This is a genomic window from Xanthomonas sp. DAR 34887, from assembly GCF_041245805.1.
In the GTDB taxonomy this organism is placed as follows: domain Bacteria; phylum Pseudomonadota; class Gammaproteobacteria; order Xanthomonadales; family Xanthomonadaceae; genus Xanthomonas_A; species Xanthomonas_A tesorieronis.
The window spans coordinates 1,031,385-1,045,122 of record NZ_CP162490.1; the positions used below are offsets into that span (position 1 = coordinate 1,031,385).

Annotated in this window: 14 protein-coding genes; 9 read left to right on the forward strand and 5 right to left on the reverse strand. The window is 70.7% G+C overall.

Annotated features, from left to right (window positions below; translation table 11 throughout):
- Nucleotides 1-328: 328 nt before the first annotated feature.
- The gene (locus AB3X08_RS04440) at nucleotides 329-568 is read right to left on the reverse strand and encodes a helix-turn-helix domain-containing protein (RefSeq protein ID WP_145703540.1); all 240 of its coding nucleotides are present in this window, start codon (nucleotides 566-568) and stop codon (nucleotides 329-331) included.
- Between the two features lie 201 nt (nucleotides 569-769).
- Between AB3X08_RS04440 and AB3X08_RS04445 the strand changes: the two genes are divergently transcribed.
- Genes AB3X08_RS04445 through AB3X08_RS04455 form a run of 3 tightly spaced genes read left to right on the forward strand, consistent with a single transcriptional unit; the run spans nucleotide 770 to nucleotide 3,436 of the window.
- Nucleotides 770-967, forward strand: a complete 198-nt coding sequence (locus tag AB3X08_RS04445) for a zinc-finger domain-containing protein (protein ID WP_184412051.1) — start codon at nucleotides 770-772, stop codon at nucleotides 965-967.
- 11 nt (nucleotides 968-978) lie between these two features.
- Nucleotides 979-2,091 (forward strand): glycosyltransferase, encoded by a 1,113-nt coding sequence (locus AB3X08_RS04450; RefSeq protein ID WP_369936502.1) that lies wholly within the window; start codon nucleotides 979-981, stop codon nucleotides 2,089-2,091.
- Nucleotides 2,072-3,436, forward strand: coding sequence for an O-antigen ligase family protein (locus AB3X08_RS04455; RefSeq protein ID WP_369936503.1), 1,365 nt, complete (start codon nucleotides 2,072-2,074; stop codon nucleotides 3,434-3,436). The genes AB3X08_RS04450 and AB3X08_RS04455 overlap by 20 nt, the downstream gene beginning before the upstream one ends.
- A 304-nt stretch (nucleotides 3,437-3,740) precedes the next feature.
- Here AB3X08_RS04455 and AB3X08_RS04460 read toward each other — a convergent pair whose 3' ends face one another.
- A complete protein-coding gene (locus tag AB3X08_RS04460; RefSeq protein ID WP_369936505.1) occupies nucleotides 3,741-4,685 on the reverse strand; it encodes an LpxL/LpxP family Kdo(2)-lipid IV(A) lauroyl/palmitoleoyl acyltransferase in 945 nt (314 codons plus the stop codon).
- Between the two features lie 119 nt (nucleotides 4,686-4,804).
- Here AB3X08_RS04460 and waaA point away from each other — a divergent pair, with 119 nt between their 5' ends.
- The gene (gene waaA / locus AB3X08_RS04465) at nucleotides 4,805-6,124 is read left to right on the forward strand and encodes a lipid IV(A) 3-deoxy-D-manno-octulosonic acid transferase (protein ID WP_369936507.1); all 1,320 of its coding nucleotides are present in this window, start codon (nucleotides 4,805-4,807) and stop codon (nucleotides 6,122-6,124) included.
- 228 nt (nucleotides 6,125-6,352) lie between these two features.
- Here waaA and AB3X08_RS04470 read toward each other — a convergent pair whose 3' ends face one another.
- The 3 genes from AB3X08_RS04470 to AB3X08_RS04480 all read right to left on the reverse strand — a co-directional run bounded on the left by AB3X08_RS04470 (nucleotide 6,353) and on the right by AB3X08_RS04480 (nucleotide 9,184).
- Nucleotides 6,353-7,717 (reverse strand): TolC family outer membrane protein, encoded by a 1,365-nt coding sequence (locus tag AB3X08_RS04470; RefSeq protein ID WP_369936508.1) that lies wholly within the window; start codon nucleotides 7,715-7,717, stop codon nucleotides 6,353-6,355.
- Between the two features lie 18 nt (nucleotides 7,718-7,735).
- On the reverse strand, nucleotides 7,736-8,395 hold the full coding sequence (locus AB3X08_RS04475; RefSeq protein WP_369936510.1) for a protein-L-isoaspartate O-methyltransferase family protein: 660 nt from the start codon (nucleotides 8,393-8,395) through the stop codon (nucleotides 7,736-7,738).
- Between the two features lie 129 nt (nucleotides 8,396-8,524).
- The gene (locus AB3X08_RS04480) at nucleotides 8,525-9,184 is read right to left on the reverse strand and encodes a TetR/AcrR family transcriptional regulator (protein ID WP_369936511.1); all 660 of its coding nucleotides are present in this window, start codon (nucleotides 9,182-9,184) and stop codon (nucleotides 8,525-8,527) included.
- A gap of 240 nt (nucleotides 9,185-9,424) precedes the next feature.
- On the opposite strand from AB3X08_RS04480, the gene AB3X08_RS04485 reads away from it, so the two are divergent.
- From AB3X08_RS04485 to AB3X08_RS04505, 5 genes are read left to right on the forward strand one after another with little or no spacing between them, the layout of a single operon-like run.
- Nucleotides 9,425-10,096, forward strand: coding sequence for a thermostable hemolysin (locus tag AB3X08_RS04485; RefSeq protein ID WP_369936512.1), 672 nt, complete (start codon nucleotides 9,425-9,427; stop codon nucleotides 10,094-10,096).
- Nucleotides 10,093-11,592 (forward strand): AMP-binding protein, encoded by a 1,500-nt coding sequence (locus AB3X08_RS04490; protein ID WP_369936513.1) that lies wholly within the window; start codon nucleotides 10,093-10,095, stop codon nucleotides 11,590-11,592. The genes AB3X08_RS04485 and AB3X08_RS04490 overlap by 4 nt, the downstream gene beginning before the upstream one ends.
- Complete coding sequence (locus tag AB3X08_RS04495; protein ID WP_369936515.1) at nucleotides 11,589-12,266, forward strand: TenA family transcriptional regulator; 678 nt, start codon at nucleotides 11,589-11,591, stop codon at nucleotides 12,264-12,266. The genes AB3X08_RS04490 and AB3X08_RS04495 overlap by 4 nt, the downstream gene beginning before the upstream one ends.
- The gene (locus tag AB3X08_RS04500) at nucleotides 12,266-13,084 is read left to right on the forward strand and encodes an SDR family oxidoreductase (RefSeq protein WP_369936517.1); all 819 of its coding nucleotides are present in this window, start codon (nucleotides 12,266-12,268) and stop codon (nucleotides 13,082-13,084) included. Before AB3X08_RS04495 ends, AB3X08_RS04500 begins: the two co-directional genes overlap by 1 nt.
- On the forward strand, nucleotides 13,081-13,731 hold the full coding sequence (locus tag AB3X08_RS04505) for a hypothetical protein (RefSeq protein ID WP_369936519.1): 651 nt from the start codon (nucleotides 13,081-13,083) through the stop codon (nucleotides 13,729-13,731). Before AB3X08_RS04500 ends, AB3X08_RS04505 begins: the two co-directional genes overlap by 4 nt.
- Nucleotides 13,732-13,738 lie beyond the last annotated feature (7 nt).

Consider the following 13,738-nt stretch of genomic DNA (forward strand, 5'->3'; position numbering starts at 1 on the left):
GCGCCGGGCTTGCCCGACGTCCGGCACGATGGCACCGATCCGGCGATGGCTTGCCCTGCGCGAACGCGCTTCACAGATGGCCGAATGCGGCAGCGAAGTTGAGCGACCGACGCCGAGGCGGGTCGAAGTCAAGGCGGGCTGGTTGGGCACCAGGCCAACGAACGCCGCGGACACGCTAAATGCCTGTGCAGTCAGCGCAGCTCGTGAACGATTTAGAATTTTCTGCGTACAAGCCCGCGGTCAGCTGCGCTGAAGCGCGAGGCCATGCAGCGTCACAACGCCTTTGCGCAGGATCGAACGCGGCGCCCCAGCGGGCGCCGCAATGCGCTCAGGCCAGGCGCTTGCCTACCGGCAACGGCAGGCTTTCGTGGTCGCCCTGGTTCAGCTTGGACGGCTTGCCGGTCAGCAGCACATAGGCGTCGACGCCGGTAAGTTCGGCAATCTTCAGCAAATGCCGGGCATTGGGGACGGAACGATTGTTCTCCCAGTGACCGAGGGTGCTATGCGCCACGCCCAGCAAGGCCGCCAGTTCGCGCAGCGTGAAACCGGCATTGCGCCGCGCCTGCATCAATCGCACACCTATATCCACGGGACACCTCAGAGCGGCATGGTTGCGCCGCGTCCCCCGAGCATAGTGGATGTCATCGCCTGGCATCAAGCCGACAGGAAAGGACATTTTTGGGACAGGACCGGCGGCGCCTTCTCGGCCGGCGCGTGGGCGGGGCGGGCTGCTAGAATTCCCCGTCTCCTCCCGCCGCATCCCACCGCCATGAGCCATACCGCCACCGCGCCCGCCAATGCAGAGAAGCGCTACACCGTGCACCGCGCCGACCTGCCGCTGAGCTGCCCGACCCCGGAGATGGCGCTGTGGAACTCGCATCCGCGGGTCTATCTGCCGGTGGACGAAGAACCCAGCCACGAGGCCCAGTGCCCGTACTGCGGCGCGGTCTTCGTGCTGGTCGACTGACCGCCGGGTCGATGCACCGCCTGACCGTGGTGCAACTGCTGCCGGCGCTGGAATCCGGCGGCGTCGAACGCTCCACCCTGGAAATCGCTGCGGCGCTGGTCGCGGCCGGGCATCGCGCGCTGGTGGTGTCGGCCGGCGGCCGCCTGCTGCCGGCGCTGGCGGCGACCGGTGCCGAGCACATCGCCCTGGACATCGGCCGCAAGTCGCTGCTGAGCCTGCGCCACGTGCCAACGCTGCGGCGCCTGTTCGTGCGCGAGCGGGCGGACATCGTGCACGCGCGCTCGCGGCTGCCGGCCTGGCTCGGCTGGCACGCGCTGCGCGGGTTGCCGGCGGCGCAGCGGCCGCGCTTCGTCACCACCGTGCATGGGCTCAATTCGCCCAGCCGCTACAGCGCGGTCATGACCCGCGGCGAGCGCGTGATCTGCGTGTCGGCCACGGTGCGCGACTACGTGCTGCGCCACTACCCGCGGACCGACCCGGCGCGCCTGCGGGTGATCCCGCGCGGCATCGACCCGGCGCAGTTCCCGCGCCGTACGCAGCCCGATCCCGGCGCGCGCGCCTGGGCCGCCACCCAGGCGCCGGCCATGGCCGGCAGCGGCCCGTTGCTGCTGCTGCCCGGGCGCGGCACCCGCCTCAAGGGCCATGCCGATGCGCTGCGCCTGCTCGCCGCGCTGCGCGCCGACGGCCGCGACGCGCGGTTGTGGCTGCCCGGCGCGCGCGAGGCCGGGCGCGCCGCCTATGTGCAGGAACTGGAGGCCGAGGCCGCCGCGCTGGGCGTCGCCGAGGCGGTCGCCTTCACCGCGCCGACCGCGCGCATCGCCGAGGCCTATGCCGCCAGCGATCTGGTGCTGCAGCTGTCGCGCAAGCCGGAAGCGTTCGGCCGCACCGTGGTCGAGGCGCTGGCGGTGGGGCGGCCGGTGCTGGGCTGGGCGCACGGCGGGGTCGGCGAACTGCTTGCGCAGCTGCAGCCGTCCGGTGCGGTGCCCGCGTTCGATGCGCAGGCCCTGCATGCCGCGGCGGCGCGGCTGTTGGCGCAGCCGCCGGCAGCGCCGGCGCAGATTCCCTACACGCTGCAGGCGATGCAGCATGCGACCCTGGCGGTGTATGACGAACTCCGGCGCTGATTCCTCCCTGCTGCCGCCGCTGACGCCGGCGCGCAACGAACGCTGGGCTCCGGTCTGGGTGCTGGTGTTCGTGGCGCTGTGGCCGGCGCCCGGCCTGGCCGCCGGCGTGCTCGCGCTGGGCGCGCTGGCGACCCTGGCGCGGCTGCTGCACAGCCGCTTTCGCGGCGGCGCCAGCCTGCTCAGCGGCCCGGCATGGGCGCTGACCACGCTGCTGTTCCTGACCTACTGGTTGCCGCAGCCGCTGTCGGCGCTGGATGCGGTGGACGTGCCGCTGGCGCTGCGCGAATCGGCGGTGGACCTGCGCTTCCTGCCGTTCCTGTGGCTGGTGGCGATGGCGGTGGCGACGCCGCGCGGCCGCCGCACCACCTTCAACGGGCTGGCGGTCATCGTCGCGGTCTGGACTGTGGATGCGCTGGCGCAGGCGCTGTGCGGCGCCAGCCCGCTATTCTGGTCGATGGACCAGTTGAAGTGGGCGATCAGCCACCACGGCCTGTGCACGCCGCAGGAAATCGCGCTGGCCGACCGTCTCAGCGGCGTGTTCGGCCCGTGCAACCTCAAGTTCGGCCAGGTGCTGGCCAGCCTGTCGCCGTTCCTGCTGTTCGCGGCCGGACGCCGCGGCGGCGCCTGGGGCTGGCTGCTCGCCGCCGCGGCGGTGGGCGTGGTGCTGGTGCTGGCCGGATCGCGCGCGTCGTGGATCACCTACGCGCTGGTGCTGTTGCTGTCGGGCTGGCGCCTGCTGGGCATGCGCCGGATGCTGGCGTTGGGCGTGGCCGCGGTGCTGGTCGCCGGCGTGCTCGGCGCGCTCTCGCCGCAGGTGCGCGAACGCTTCGCCCGCACCACGCTGGCGTTGAGCGGGCGCCCGGCCGACGTGAACGCGGCGCTGGCCGGGCGCACCCAGATCTGGGACGCCTCGTGGTGCATGATCCGCCAGCATCCGCTCAACGGCGTCGGCGTGCGTGGTTTCCGCGAAGCCTACGTGGCCTGCGACCCGGATCCGGCGCATGGCGGCGCCTGGGGTCGCGAGCCGGCCTTCCATGCCCACCAGATCGTGCTCGAAGTGCTCAGCGAGACCGGCGCGATCGGCCTGCTGCTGTGGCTGGCCGGCGCCGCGCAGGCGTGGCGCGCGTGGCGCTACGCCTCGCCGCAGGCGCGCGAACGGGCGCGGCCGGCGATGCTGGCGCTGCTGGTGACGGTGTTCCCGTTCAACACCCACCTGGCGTTCTATTCGTCGTTCTGGGGCTCGCTGGCGCTGATGCTGGTGGGCCTGTATGTCGGCGCGCTGCTGGCCGAGGAGCGCGACGCCGGGGACGACGCTGCGCGGTCCGCCTTGCCTGCCTCTGCCTAGAAGGCGATCGCACGATCACGTCGAGCATGCTGGTGAACTTCCCGATGGGGAAACGAGCGCGGTGCATTAGCCCCTCTCCCGCCGGGAGAGGGGTTGGGGTGAGGGTCCGGCGCGAAGCGACTCGCGGAGGTTGGATGCACGAGGCTGCGCCCGTACCCTCATCCGCCCTTCGGGGCACCTTCCCCCGATGGGAGAAGGAACAGCCGCTAGCCCCTCTCCCATCGGGAGAGCGGTTGGGGTGAGGGTCCGGCGCGAAGCGGCTCGCGGAGTTGGGTGTGCGAGGCCGCGCCCGCACTTACCGCGCTCACTCGCGCTCGTAGAACGTACTGCGCCCGCCGGGCTGGCGCTTGAAGCGGCGGTGGATCCACAGGTATTGCGCCGGCGCTTCGCGCACCATCGCCTCGATCGCAGCATTGACCTGCGCGGTGTCGGCGACCATGTCCTGCGACGGGAAGTTTTCCAGCGGCGGCGCGATGCGCAGCACGTAGTCGGCGCCTTCGCGGCGGTGGAAATACGGCACCACCGCGCAGCCGGTCAACCGCGCCAATTGGTGGGTGGCGGTGATGGTCGACGCAGGCATGCCGAAGAACGGCACGAACACCGTGTCCTTGCCGCGCATGTCCTGGTCCGGCGCGTACCACAGGAAGCCGCCGCGCTTGAGGTGGCGCACGCTGCCGCGCAGGTCCTCGTTGGCGAACATGGCGATGGCGTAGCGCAGGCGGCCGCGCTTGACCGCCCATTCGAATACCGGGTTGCGGTGGCGGCGGTACATGCCGGCCAGCGGCACGTACTGGCACAGCAGCCGGCCGCACATCTCCAGGGTCATGAAATGGCCCGACACCAGCAGCACGCCGCGCCCCTGCGCCTGCAGCGCACGCAGATGCTCCAGGCCTTCGATGCGGGTGCGGCGGCGGATCGGGCCGATGCTGCCCCACCAGGCGCGCGCGAACTCGAACACGCCCACGCCCAGCGCATCGAAGCTGTCGTGCAGCAGGCGCGTGCGCCAGGCCTCGCTCTGCTCGGGGAAGCACAGCTTCAGATTCACTTCGGCGGCATGGCGGCGGGTGCCGGCCAGGCGCAATGCGATCCAGCCGACGCCGCGGCCGAGCGCGCGTTGCAGCAGCCAGGGCAGCCGCGCGGCGGCCACCGCGATGCCGAGCAGCAGCCAGGTCGGCCAGTGCCGCGGCGAGCGCGGCGGCGGCGCGGCCGTGGTGGCGGCGGACGGAAGAGCGGGGGTCGGATCGGACATGCGCCAAGTTTAGCCGGGTGCGGGCGATGCGGCATTGGCGCGGCACGGCGGCGTCTGCGCTTGGTGACCGCGGTCGCGCTGTCTGCCGCCTGCGCGACGCAACCCGCTATGCTTTCGCGATGCGCAACGATTTCACCGAACGGCTGCTGCGTGGCCTGTACTCGACCGTGCTGTACATGCTGCTGCCGGTCACCGTCTATCACCTGGTCTGGCGCGGGTTCCGCGTGCGCCAGTACTTCCAGCGCTGGGACGAGCGCTACGCCTCGTATCCGCAGGCGCGCGGGCGGCCGCGGGTGTGGCTGCACGCGGTGTCGGTGGGCGAAGTCAACGCCGCCGCACCGGTGGTCAACGCGCTGCGCGCGCAGCGCCCGGACATCCGCTGGGTGATCACCACCATCACCCCGACCGGGTCGGAGCGGGTGCGCGCGCTGTGGGGCGATGCGCTGGACCACGTCTACCTGCCGTACGACGTGCCAGGCAGCGTCGGCCGCTTCCTGCAGCATTTCCGCCCGAGCCTGGCGCTGATCCTGGAAACCGAACTGTGGCCGAACATGCTGTTCGGCTGCCGCGACCGCAACATCCCGGTCTACGTGCTCAATGCGCGGCTGTCGGCGCGCTCGCTGCGCGGCTATCGCCTGCTGCGGCCGTTGATCGGGCGCGCGCTGCGCACCGTCACCTGCGTCGCCGCGCAGTCGCAGGCCGATGCCGAGCGCTTCATCGAGCTCGGCGCGGATCCGCAGCAGGTGCGCGCGCTGGGCAACCTGAAGTTCGACATCGCCGTCCCCGCGCAGCTGCCGGCGTTCGTCGCCGCGTTCGGCGAACGCGTGGCGAAGGGCCGGCCGGTGTGGATCGCCGCCAGCACCCACGACGGCGAGGAGGCGGCGGTGATCGAGATGCACCGGCAACTGCGCCGGCACTGGCCCGACCTGCTGCTGCTGTGGGCGCCGCGTCATCCCGAACGTTTCGCCAAGGTCGAGGCGCTGGCGCGCGACCAGGGCTGGCGCGTGGCCACGCGTCGCCAGCAGCAGTGGCCTGGCGCCGAGGACAGCGTGTTCGTGATCGATACGCTGGGCGAGTTGATGCTGTTCTACGCCTGCGCCCAGGTGGCCTTCGTCGGCGGCAGCCTGCAGCCGATCGGCGGGCACAACCTGCTGGAGCCGGCCGCGGTCGGCACGCCGTCGGTGAGCGGGCCGCATCTGCACAACTTCGCCGAGATCTCGCGGCGCATGCGCGAGGCCGGTGCGGTGGCGATCTGCGAAGACGCCGCGGCGGTCTGCGCGGCGCTGCAGGAATTGCTCGGCGACGCGGACGCGCGCGCACGCATGGCCGAAGCCGGCTGCGCGCTGGTCGCCAACGGCCGCGGCGCGCTGCAACGGGCGCTGCAACTGATCGCCGAGCATCTGCCGCCGGTGGCGCACGACGCGCCGACGAACGAATAGGGCGGTTCGCCCCGGGCATTGCAGTTGGCGCTGTGTTGTGGGAGCGACTTCAGTCGCGACGGGCTTCACCGGTGATGCCCGTCGCGACTGAAGTCGCTCCCACACGTGGCATCGTCATGATCGAAGATGCCCAGCGCCAGGCGGCGTTCCTCTGCAATTTGGCCGCCCCATGCAAAACGGCGGACCCGAAGGCCCGCCGTTCGCACTCGCGCAGTTGCCGGTGCGGCGTTACTGGGTGCTGGTGCCGGAGTTGAGCTTGGATTCGGCGCTCTGCGTCAGCAGCGCGTTGATCGACTGCACTTCGGACACGTCCAGCGAGCCCAGCGCCTGGCTCAGCAGCAGGCGGTTCTGCAGGAAGTTGTAGCGCGACTGCGCGTAGTTCAGCTGCGCCTGGTACAGGGTGCGCTGGTTCTGCACTACATCCAGCACGGTGCGCGTGCCCACTTCCAGGCCAACCTGCGAGGCGTCGTACGCAGCCTGCGCCGACACCACCGCCAGGCGCCGCGCCTCGATTTCGCTGATGCCGGCGACGACGGTCTGGTAGGCGTTGCGGGTATTGCGGTCGAGCGCGCGCTTCTGCTGCTCGAACGTGTCCTGGGCGATGTCGCGCTGCGCCAGCGCCTGGCGCACCGCCGACTGGGTGGCGCCGCCGGCGAAGATCGGGATGTTCAGGGTCACGCCGATGACGTTGCTGTCGGTGCGCGGCGAATTGCTGCCGGACACGCCGTCGCCCCAGCTCGCATCGCGGCCGGCGCTGGCCGACAGGCTCAGCGTCGGCAGATGGCCGGCGCGCGCGGTGGAGACGTTGTCCTCGGCCTGCTGCACCTGGTATTGGTAGGAACGCAGCGACGGGTTCTTGTCCAGCGCCGAGGCGATCAGCGCGTCGATGTTGCCGCTGTCGGCGGGCAGCTGTGGGCGGAAGTCTTCCGGCAGGCCGCGCAGGTCGTGCACCGGCTGCCCGGTGATCTCGGTCAGCGCCTGGTACAGGTCCTGCAGCGAGTTGCGCGCGGTGATCGTGTCGGCGCGCGCCTGGTCGTATTCGGCGCGGGCTTCGTGCACGTCGGTGATCGGCGCCAGGCCCACTTCCAGGCGCTTGTCGGCGTAGTCGAACTGCTTCTTGGCGGCGGCTTCGTTGGTCTCCGCGGCGACCAGCGACTCGATCGCGACCAGCACGTTGAAGTAGGCGGCCGAGGTGCGCACGATCAGGTCGTCCTTGGCCGATTCCAGCGTGTAGTCGGCGGCCAGGCTGCGCGCCTTCTGCGCGCGCAGGGTGGAGAACTGGGCGAAGTTGACCAGCGTCTGCGAGCCCTGGATCGCGTAGCTGCGGCTCTTGCCGGTGCCGGCCAGCTCGCCGCTAGCGCGGTCGATCTCGCTGTGGCTGCGCTGCAGCGAAGCGGAGCCGTTCAACTGCGGCAGCAACGCTGCGCGCGCCTGCACCTGGCCTTCCTTTTCGTACAGCTGGGTCGATTCCGCGCTGGCCAGCTGCGGGTCGCTATTGCGGGCCATTTCGTAGACTTGCAGCAGGTCCGCGGCGTTGGCGGCCAGCGGAAACAGCGCGGCGGCCAGCGCCAGGGCGAGGGATCGGCGGATCATTGCGGCTTCCTTGATGGATCAGAATGTGAACTGGGGGACCGGCGCGGCACCGCGCAGGTAGTACGCCAAATCGGTTTCGAACAGCGATTCCACGCGCGGCGCGCCGGCCTCGGCATGCACCAGCACCGCTTCCATGACCGGGGCGCGGCCGCGGATCGCGAACAGGCGGCCGCCGGGGCGCAACCAGGCCAGGAACTGCGCCGGGATCTCGGTGACGGCCGCGGTGACGCAGACCACGTCGAAGCGGCGCTCGCTGTGCCAGCCGAACGCGTCGGCGGTCTCGATGCGCACATTGCTGCCCAGCCCGGCGGCATCCAGATTGGCGCGCGCGGCGGCGGCCAGCGCCGGCTCGATCTCCAGGCTGACCACCTCGCGGCCGAGTTCGCCCAGGCAGGCGCTGACGAAGCCGCTGCCGGTGCCGATCTCCAGCACGTCCTCGCCCGGTTGCAGGTCCAGCGCCTGCAGCATGCGTCCTTCGATCACCGGCTTCATCATGTACTGGCCGTGGCCCAGCGGAATCTCCAGGTCGGCATAGGCCACCGCGCGGTGGCTCTGCGGCACGAAGGTCTCGCGCGGCAGCCGCGCCAGCACGTCGAGGACGCGCAGGTCGAGCACGTCCCAGGGACGCACCTGCTGTTCAACCATTTTTTCGCGGGCTTGGGAGTAGTCGATCGTCATCTGGGGCATCCAACGCGGTGGGTCGCGCATTTTAGCCGGCACACGGGCCGGGCGTACGCGCCAGCATCGCCGCAGCGGCGCCGCCGCGCGCAGTGCCGGAAGTCATCGGGCCGGCCTGCCGGCGCGGGCTCAGCGCGCCGCATAGGCGCGCAGGAAGAAGTCCACGCTGGCCTGGACATGGGCCTGGATCTGCGCCTGGCTGGGGTCGCGGCACAGCCCGCACATCATCAGCGGGTGCAGTTCGCCCTTGATCAGGCAGAAGAACTGGGAGGCGGCCAGGCCCAGGTCGGCGATCTCCAGCTCGCCGGCGGCGACATGCGCCTGCAGCAGCTGCGCCAGGTCCTGCTGGGTCCGTTTGGGACCGGCATTCCAGAACATCTCGCGCACGTGCTCGTCGCCTGTACCGGGCGCCAGCATCATGCGATGCGTGGCCATCGCCGCGTCGCTGCTGATCATCGCGAAGAACGCCAGGCCGATCTCCTCCAGTTGCGCGCGCAGCGGCCCTTTCAGCGCGTGCCCGAACAGGTCGTCGGGCAGCAGCGCCTGGCATTGCGCGCGCACCGCCTCGGCGAACAGGGTCTCCTTGTCGCCGTAATGGCTGTAGACGGTGAGCTTGGACACCCCGGCGCGCGCGGCGATGCCGTCCATGCTGACCCCGCCGAAGCCCAGCTCGGTGAACATCTGCTTGGCCGCTTCCAGGATCGCCGCACGCTTGCCCATGTCCTTGGGACGGCCCGGCCCGGCGGCGCGGGAAGAGGCTTTGGGGGAGGGAACGGGTTTGCTGACCATGGCTGCAATACTAGACCAGTCGGTTCGATATTTATACTATACCGTATGGTTCATTATTAAATGTGTCAGTCCGTTGTCGCCTCATTGACCACTGGTCGGCTGGCCGGTTAAGCCTGCGGCAGGGTTCGCCGATGCGGCAGAGCGCATACGGCGCCCGCGTAATGATTCCCTGATGCGCGGCTTACATTCGCCTAACGTTCGGCTCATGGTCGGCTAATCGACGGCACCGACGATGCCGCCATGGCCATCGTTCCCCTCTCTGTCGTGTCTCCTTCGCGTTTCGTCCGTGCCGCGTTGATCGGTCCGGAACACCCCGAGCGCGCCGCCGTGGAAGCCTTCATCGCCCGCGTCTATCGCCAGCGCTACGGCGCGGTGCTGCGCGGTTTCCTGCCGCATCTGCTGGCCTACCGCGATGCCGATGACATCGTTCGGGCCGCGGTGGGGCTGCGCTGCGCCAGCGAAGGAGATCTGTTCGTCGAGCAGTATCTCGAGCGATCGGCCGAACTCGAGATCGCCGCACGGGTGCCGCGGCCGGTGGCCCGTACGCAATTGGTGGAGGTTGGCAATTTCGCCGCCGACCAGCCCGGCGACGCGCGGGCGATGATCCAGGCGTTGACCGCGACCCTGCATGCGGCCGGACTGCGCTGGGTGCTGTTCGTGGCCACCCGGCAATTACGCAATACCTTCGACCGGCTGCACCTGGCCACGGTGGACTTGGGCGAGGCGCGCGGCGAGCGCCTGCGCGGCGATCCCACCGACTGGGGCGACTACTACGCGGCGCAACCGCGGCTGATGTTCGGCGATATCGCGGCCGGCCATGCCTTCCTGCAGCGCGACAGCGCATCGCGGCAGGATTTGGCATCGCCGTTCCACGTCGGCATGTTCGGCGGCTGCATGGCGGCTGCGCCGTGAGCACACCCAGTTTCGCCGAGCTGATCGGCCAACTGCGCGGCGGCGAGGAGCGCCTGCTTACCGCCCATGGCGCGATCGGTGCGGCTGCGATGGCCGACCAAGTCCGCGCGCTGGCCGATATTCTGCAGCGGCATGACCTGCACTGCGTCGCCAGCCGCCTGGACAACGGCAGCGACTGGCTGGCGCTGGACCTGGCGATCCGCCTGCGCGGCGGCGTGCACGTGCCACTGCCGACCTTCTTCAGCCCTGCGCAGGCGCAGTACGCGCTGGACGGCAGCGGCGCGCAGTGCCTGATCGCCGCTGTGGGTAGCGCCGTACCGGGAGGTGAGCCGCTGCAATTGCCGCTGTCGGCGCCCGGCCTGGGCTGCTGGCGCCTGGCGCCGCCACCGGTGCCGGTGACGCTGCCGGCCGGTACCGGCTGCATCACCTACACTTCGGGCACCACCGGCCAGCCCAAGGGCGTGTGCCTGGAGGCGGACGCGCTGCTGCGGGTGGCCGGGTCGTTGGCCGATGCGGCCTCGGCGCTGGCGCCGCGCCGCCACCTGTGCCTGATGCCGCTGTCGACCTTGCTGGAGAACGTGGCCGGGGTGTACGCCACGCTGTTGTCCGGCGCGCAGATCGCGGCGCCGTCGCTGGCCGAGATCGGCTACAGCGGCGCGGCCGGGCTCGACATTCCCAGCTTGATTGCCTGCCTGCACCGCTACCAGCCGCACAGCGTGATCCTGGTGCCGCAACTGCTGTTGGCGCTGGTGATGGCGGCCGAACAGGGCGTCGCGCTGCCGTCCTCACTGCGCTACCTGGCGGTCGGTGGCGGCAAGGTCGGACCCGGCCTGCTGCGCCGCGCCGCGGCGCTACGGCTGCCGGTGTTCGAAGGGTACGGGCTGACCGAGTGCGCTTCGGTGGTGGCATTGAACCGGCCCGAGGCGCAGCGCTTGGGCAGCGTCGGCCGCGCATTGCCGCACGCGCAGGTACGTGCCATTGATGGCGAACTGTGGGTCGACGGCGTGCGCTGCCTGGGCTACCTGGGCACGGGGGGTCCCCCGGCCGGCGCCATCGCCACCGGCGACCTGGGGCATATCGACGACGAGGGCTTCGTCCACGTCACCGGCCGCCGCAAGCATGTGTTCATCACCGCCTTCGGCCGCAACGTGTCGCCGGAATGGGTGGAAAGCGAACTGTTGCAGCACCCGCACATCGCCCAGGCGGTGGTCTGCGGCGAAGCGCGCGCGCACAACCTGGCGGTGCTGTGGCCGCGCAACGCCGCGCTGGACGATGCGGCGATCGCACGCGCCCTGGCCGAGGTCAACGCCGGCCTGCCGGACTACGCGTGCGTGTCCGGCTTCGTCCGCGCAAGCGCGCCGTTCACCGCCGCCGACGGCCTGCTCACCGGCAACGGCCGCCCGCGTCGCGACGCGATCCTGCAGCGCCACGCCGATGCCATCGCGCGGCGCTACGCCGAACTCGAATCCCCATCCTCCCACGGAGTTTCCCGATGAGCTTCCACGAACGCCTGCTCGCCGACACCCAGGCCGAGCGCGCCGCGATGATCTCGATCCCGATCATCCAATCGGCCTTGGCCGGGCAGATCGCGCGCGAGGACTACATCGCCTTCCTCGGCCAGGCCTACCACCATGTGCGCCACACCGTGCCGTTGCTGATGGCCTGCGGCGCGCGTCTGCCGGCGCGGCTGGAATGGCTGCGCACGGCGGTCGCCGAATACATCGAGGAGGAACTGGGTCACCAGGAATGGATCCTCGACGACCTGGCGGCCTGCGGCGCCGACCGCGCCGCGGCCGCGGCGTCCGCGCCGGCCGCCGCCACCGAGCTGATGGTGGCCTACGCCTACGACACCATCGCCCGCGGCAACCCGGTCGGCTTCTTCGGCATGGTGATGGTGTTGGAAGGCACCAGCGTGGCGCTGGCCACGCGCGCGGCCGAGAGCATCGAAACCACGCTGGGCCTGCCGCGCAATGCCTTCAGCTATCTGCGCTCGCACGGCGATCTGGACCTCGAACATGTCGGTTTCTTCGTCGGCTTGATGGACCGGCTCGACGACGCCGACGACCAGCGCGCGGTGCTGCACGCGGCCAAGCGCTTCTACGGCCTGTATGGCGACATCTTCCGCAGTCTGCGCACGCTGCCCGCGTTGCGCATGGCGGAGGCGGCGTGATGGATCTGCGCGGCCGCAGCGTGGTGTTGACCGGTGCCAGCGGCGGTATCGGCGCGGCGCTGTGCGACGAACTGGTCGCCGCCGGCACCCGGGTGCTGGCGGTGGGGCGCGATCCGCTGCGGCTGGCGCAGGTGGCCAGCCGCCACCCGCCAGGTCAGGTGCTGCCGCTGCCGGCGGACCTGTGCAACGACAGCGGCCGCGCGCAGGTGCTGGCGGCGGCGCGCGCGCTGCAGGCGCCGCCGTCGCTGCTGCTGATCGCGCATGCGCAAAGCGGCTTCGGTCTGTTCGCCGAACAGTCCGAGCAGGAACTGCGGCACATGCTGGAAACCAACCTGCTGGCGCCGATGCTGCTGGTGCGCGCGCTGCTGCCGTTGCTGCAGGCGCAGCCGCAGGCGGCCGTGGTCGCAGTCGGCTCGACCTTCGGCAGCCTGGGGTTCCCCGGCTTCGCCGGCTACAGCGCCAGCAAGTTCGGCCTGCGCGGTCTGTTCGAGGCGCTGGCCCGCGAATACGCCGACAGCCACGTGCGCTTCCAGTACCTGGCGCCACGCGCCACCCGCACTGCGTTCAACACGGCCCAGGTCGATGCGCTGAACCAGGAACTGAAGGTCGGCGCCGATTCGCCCGCGCAGGTGGCGCGCGCCTTGCGCCAGGCGATCGAGCGCGGCGACAGGCGGCTACAGATCGGTTGGCCGGAAAAACTCTTCGCGCGCCTCAATGGCGCCTTGCCCGGCCTGGTCGACCGCAGCCTGAAAGCGCAATTGCCCGTGGTGCGGCGTCATGCCGCACGGGTTCCTTCCGATCTTGGAGACGTCCGATGAAGACTTGCCGCCGTTGCCTGCTGCTGATCCTTGCGCTGTTGCCGCTGGCCGCGGTGGCGGCCACACCGCTGTCGCCCGCAGTCGCGGCGGTGCGCGAACAATGGGCGCAGGTCGCCTACCAGACGCCCAAGCCGCAGCGCGTGCAGGCCTATTCGGCGCTGGCCACGCACGCGGCGGCGGCCAGGCAGGCCGCGCCGCAGGATCCGGCCGCCCTGATCTGGGAAGGCATCGTGTTGTCGAGCGAAGCCGGCGAGCGCGGCGGCCTCGGCGCGCTGAGCCTGGTCAAGCGCGCTCGCGCCGACTTCGAACAGGCGCTGCAGCTCGATCCGGCCGCGTTGAACGGTTCGGCCTGCACCAGCCTGGGCGCGCTGTACTACCAGGTGCCGGGCTGGCCGGTCGGTTTCGGCGACGACGCCAAGGCGCGCGCGTTGTTGCTGCAGGGCCTGCAATACGATCCCAACGGAATCGACGCGAACTACTTCTACGGCGACTTCCTGCGCGAACAGAAGGACTGGAACGGCGCGGCGGCGCTGAAGAAGGCGTTGGCGGCGCCGCCGCGGCCGGGCCGCGAACTGGCCGACCGTGGCCGTCGCCAGCAGATCCAGGCGGCGCTGCAGGAGGTCGAGCCGCACCTTGCCAGCCATTGAGCGGCCG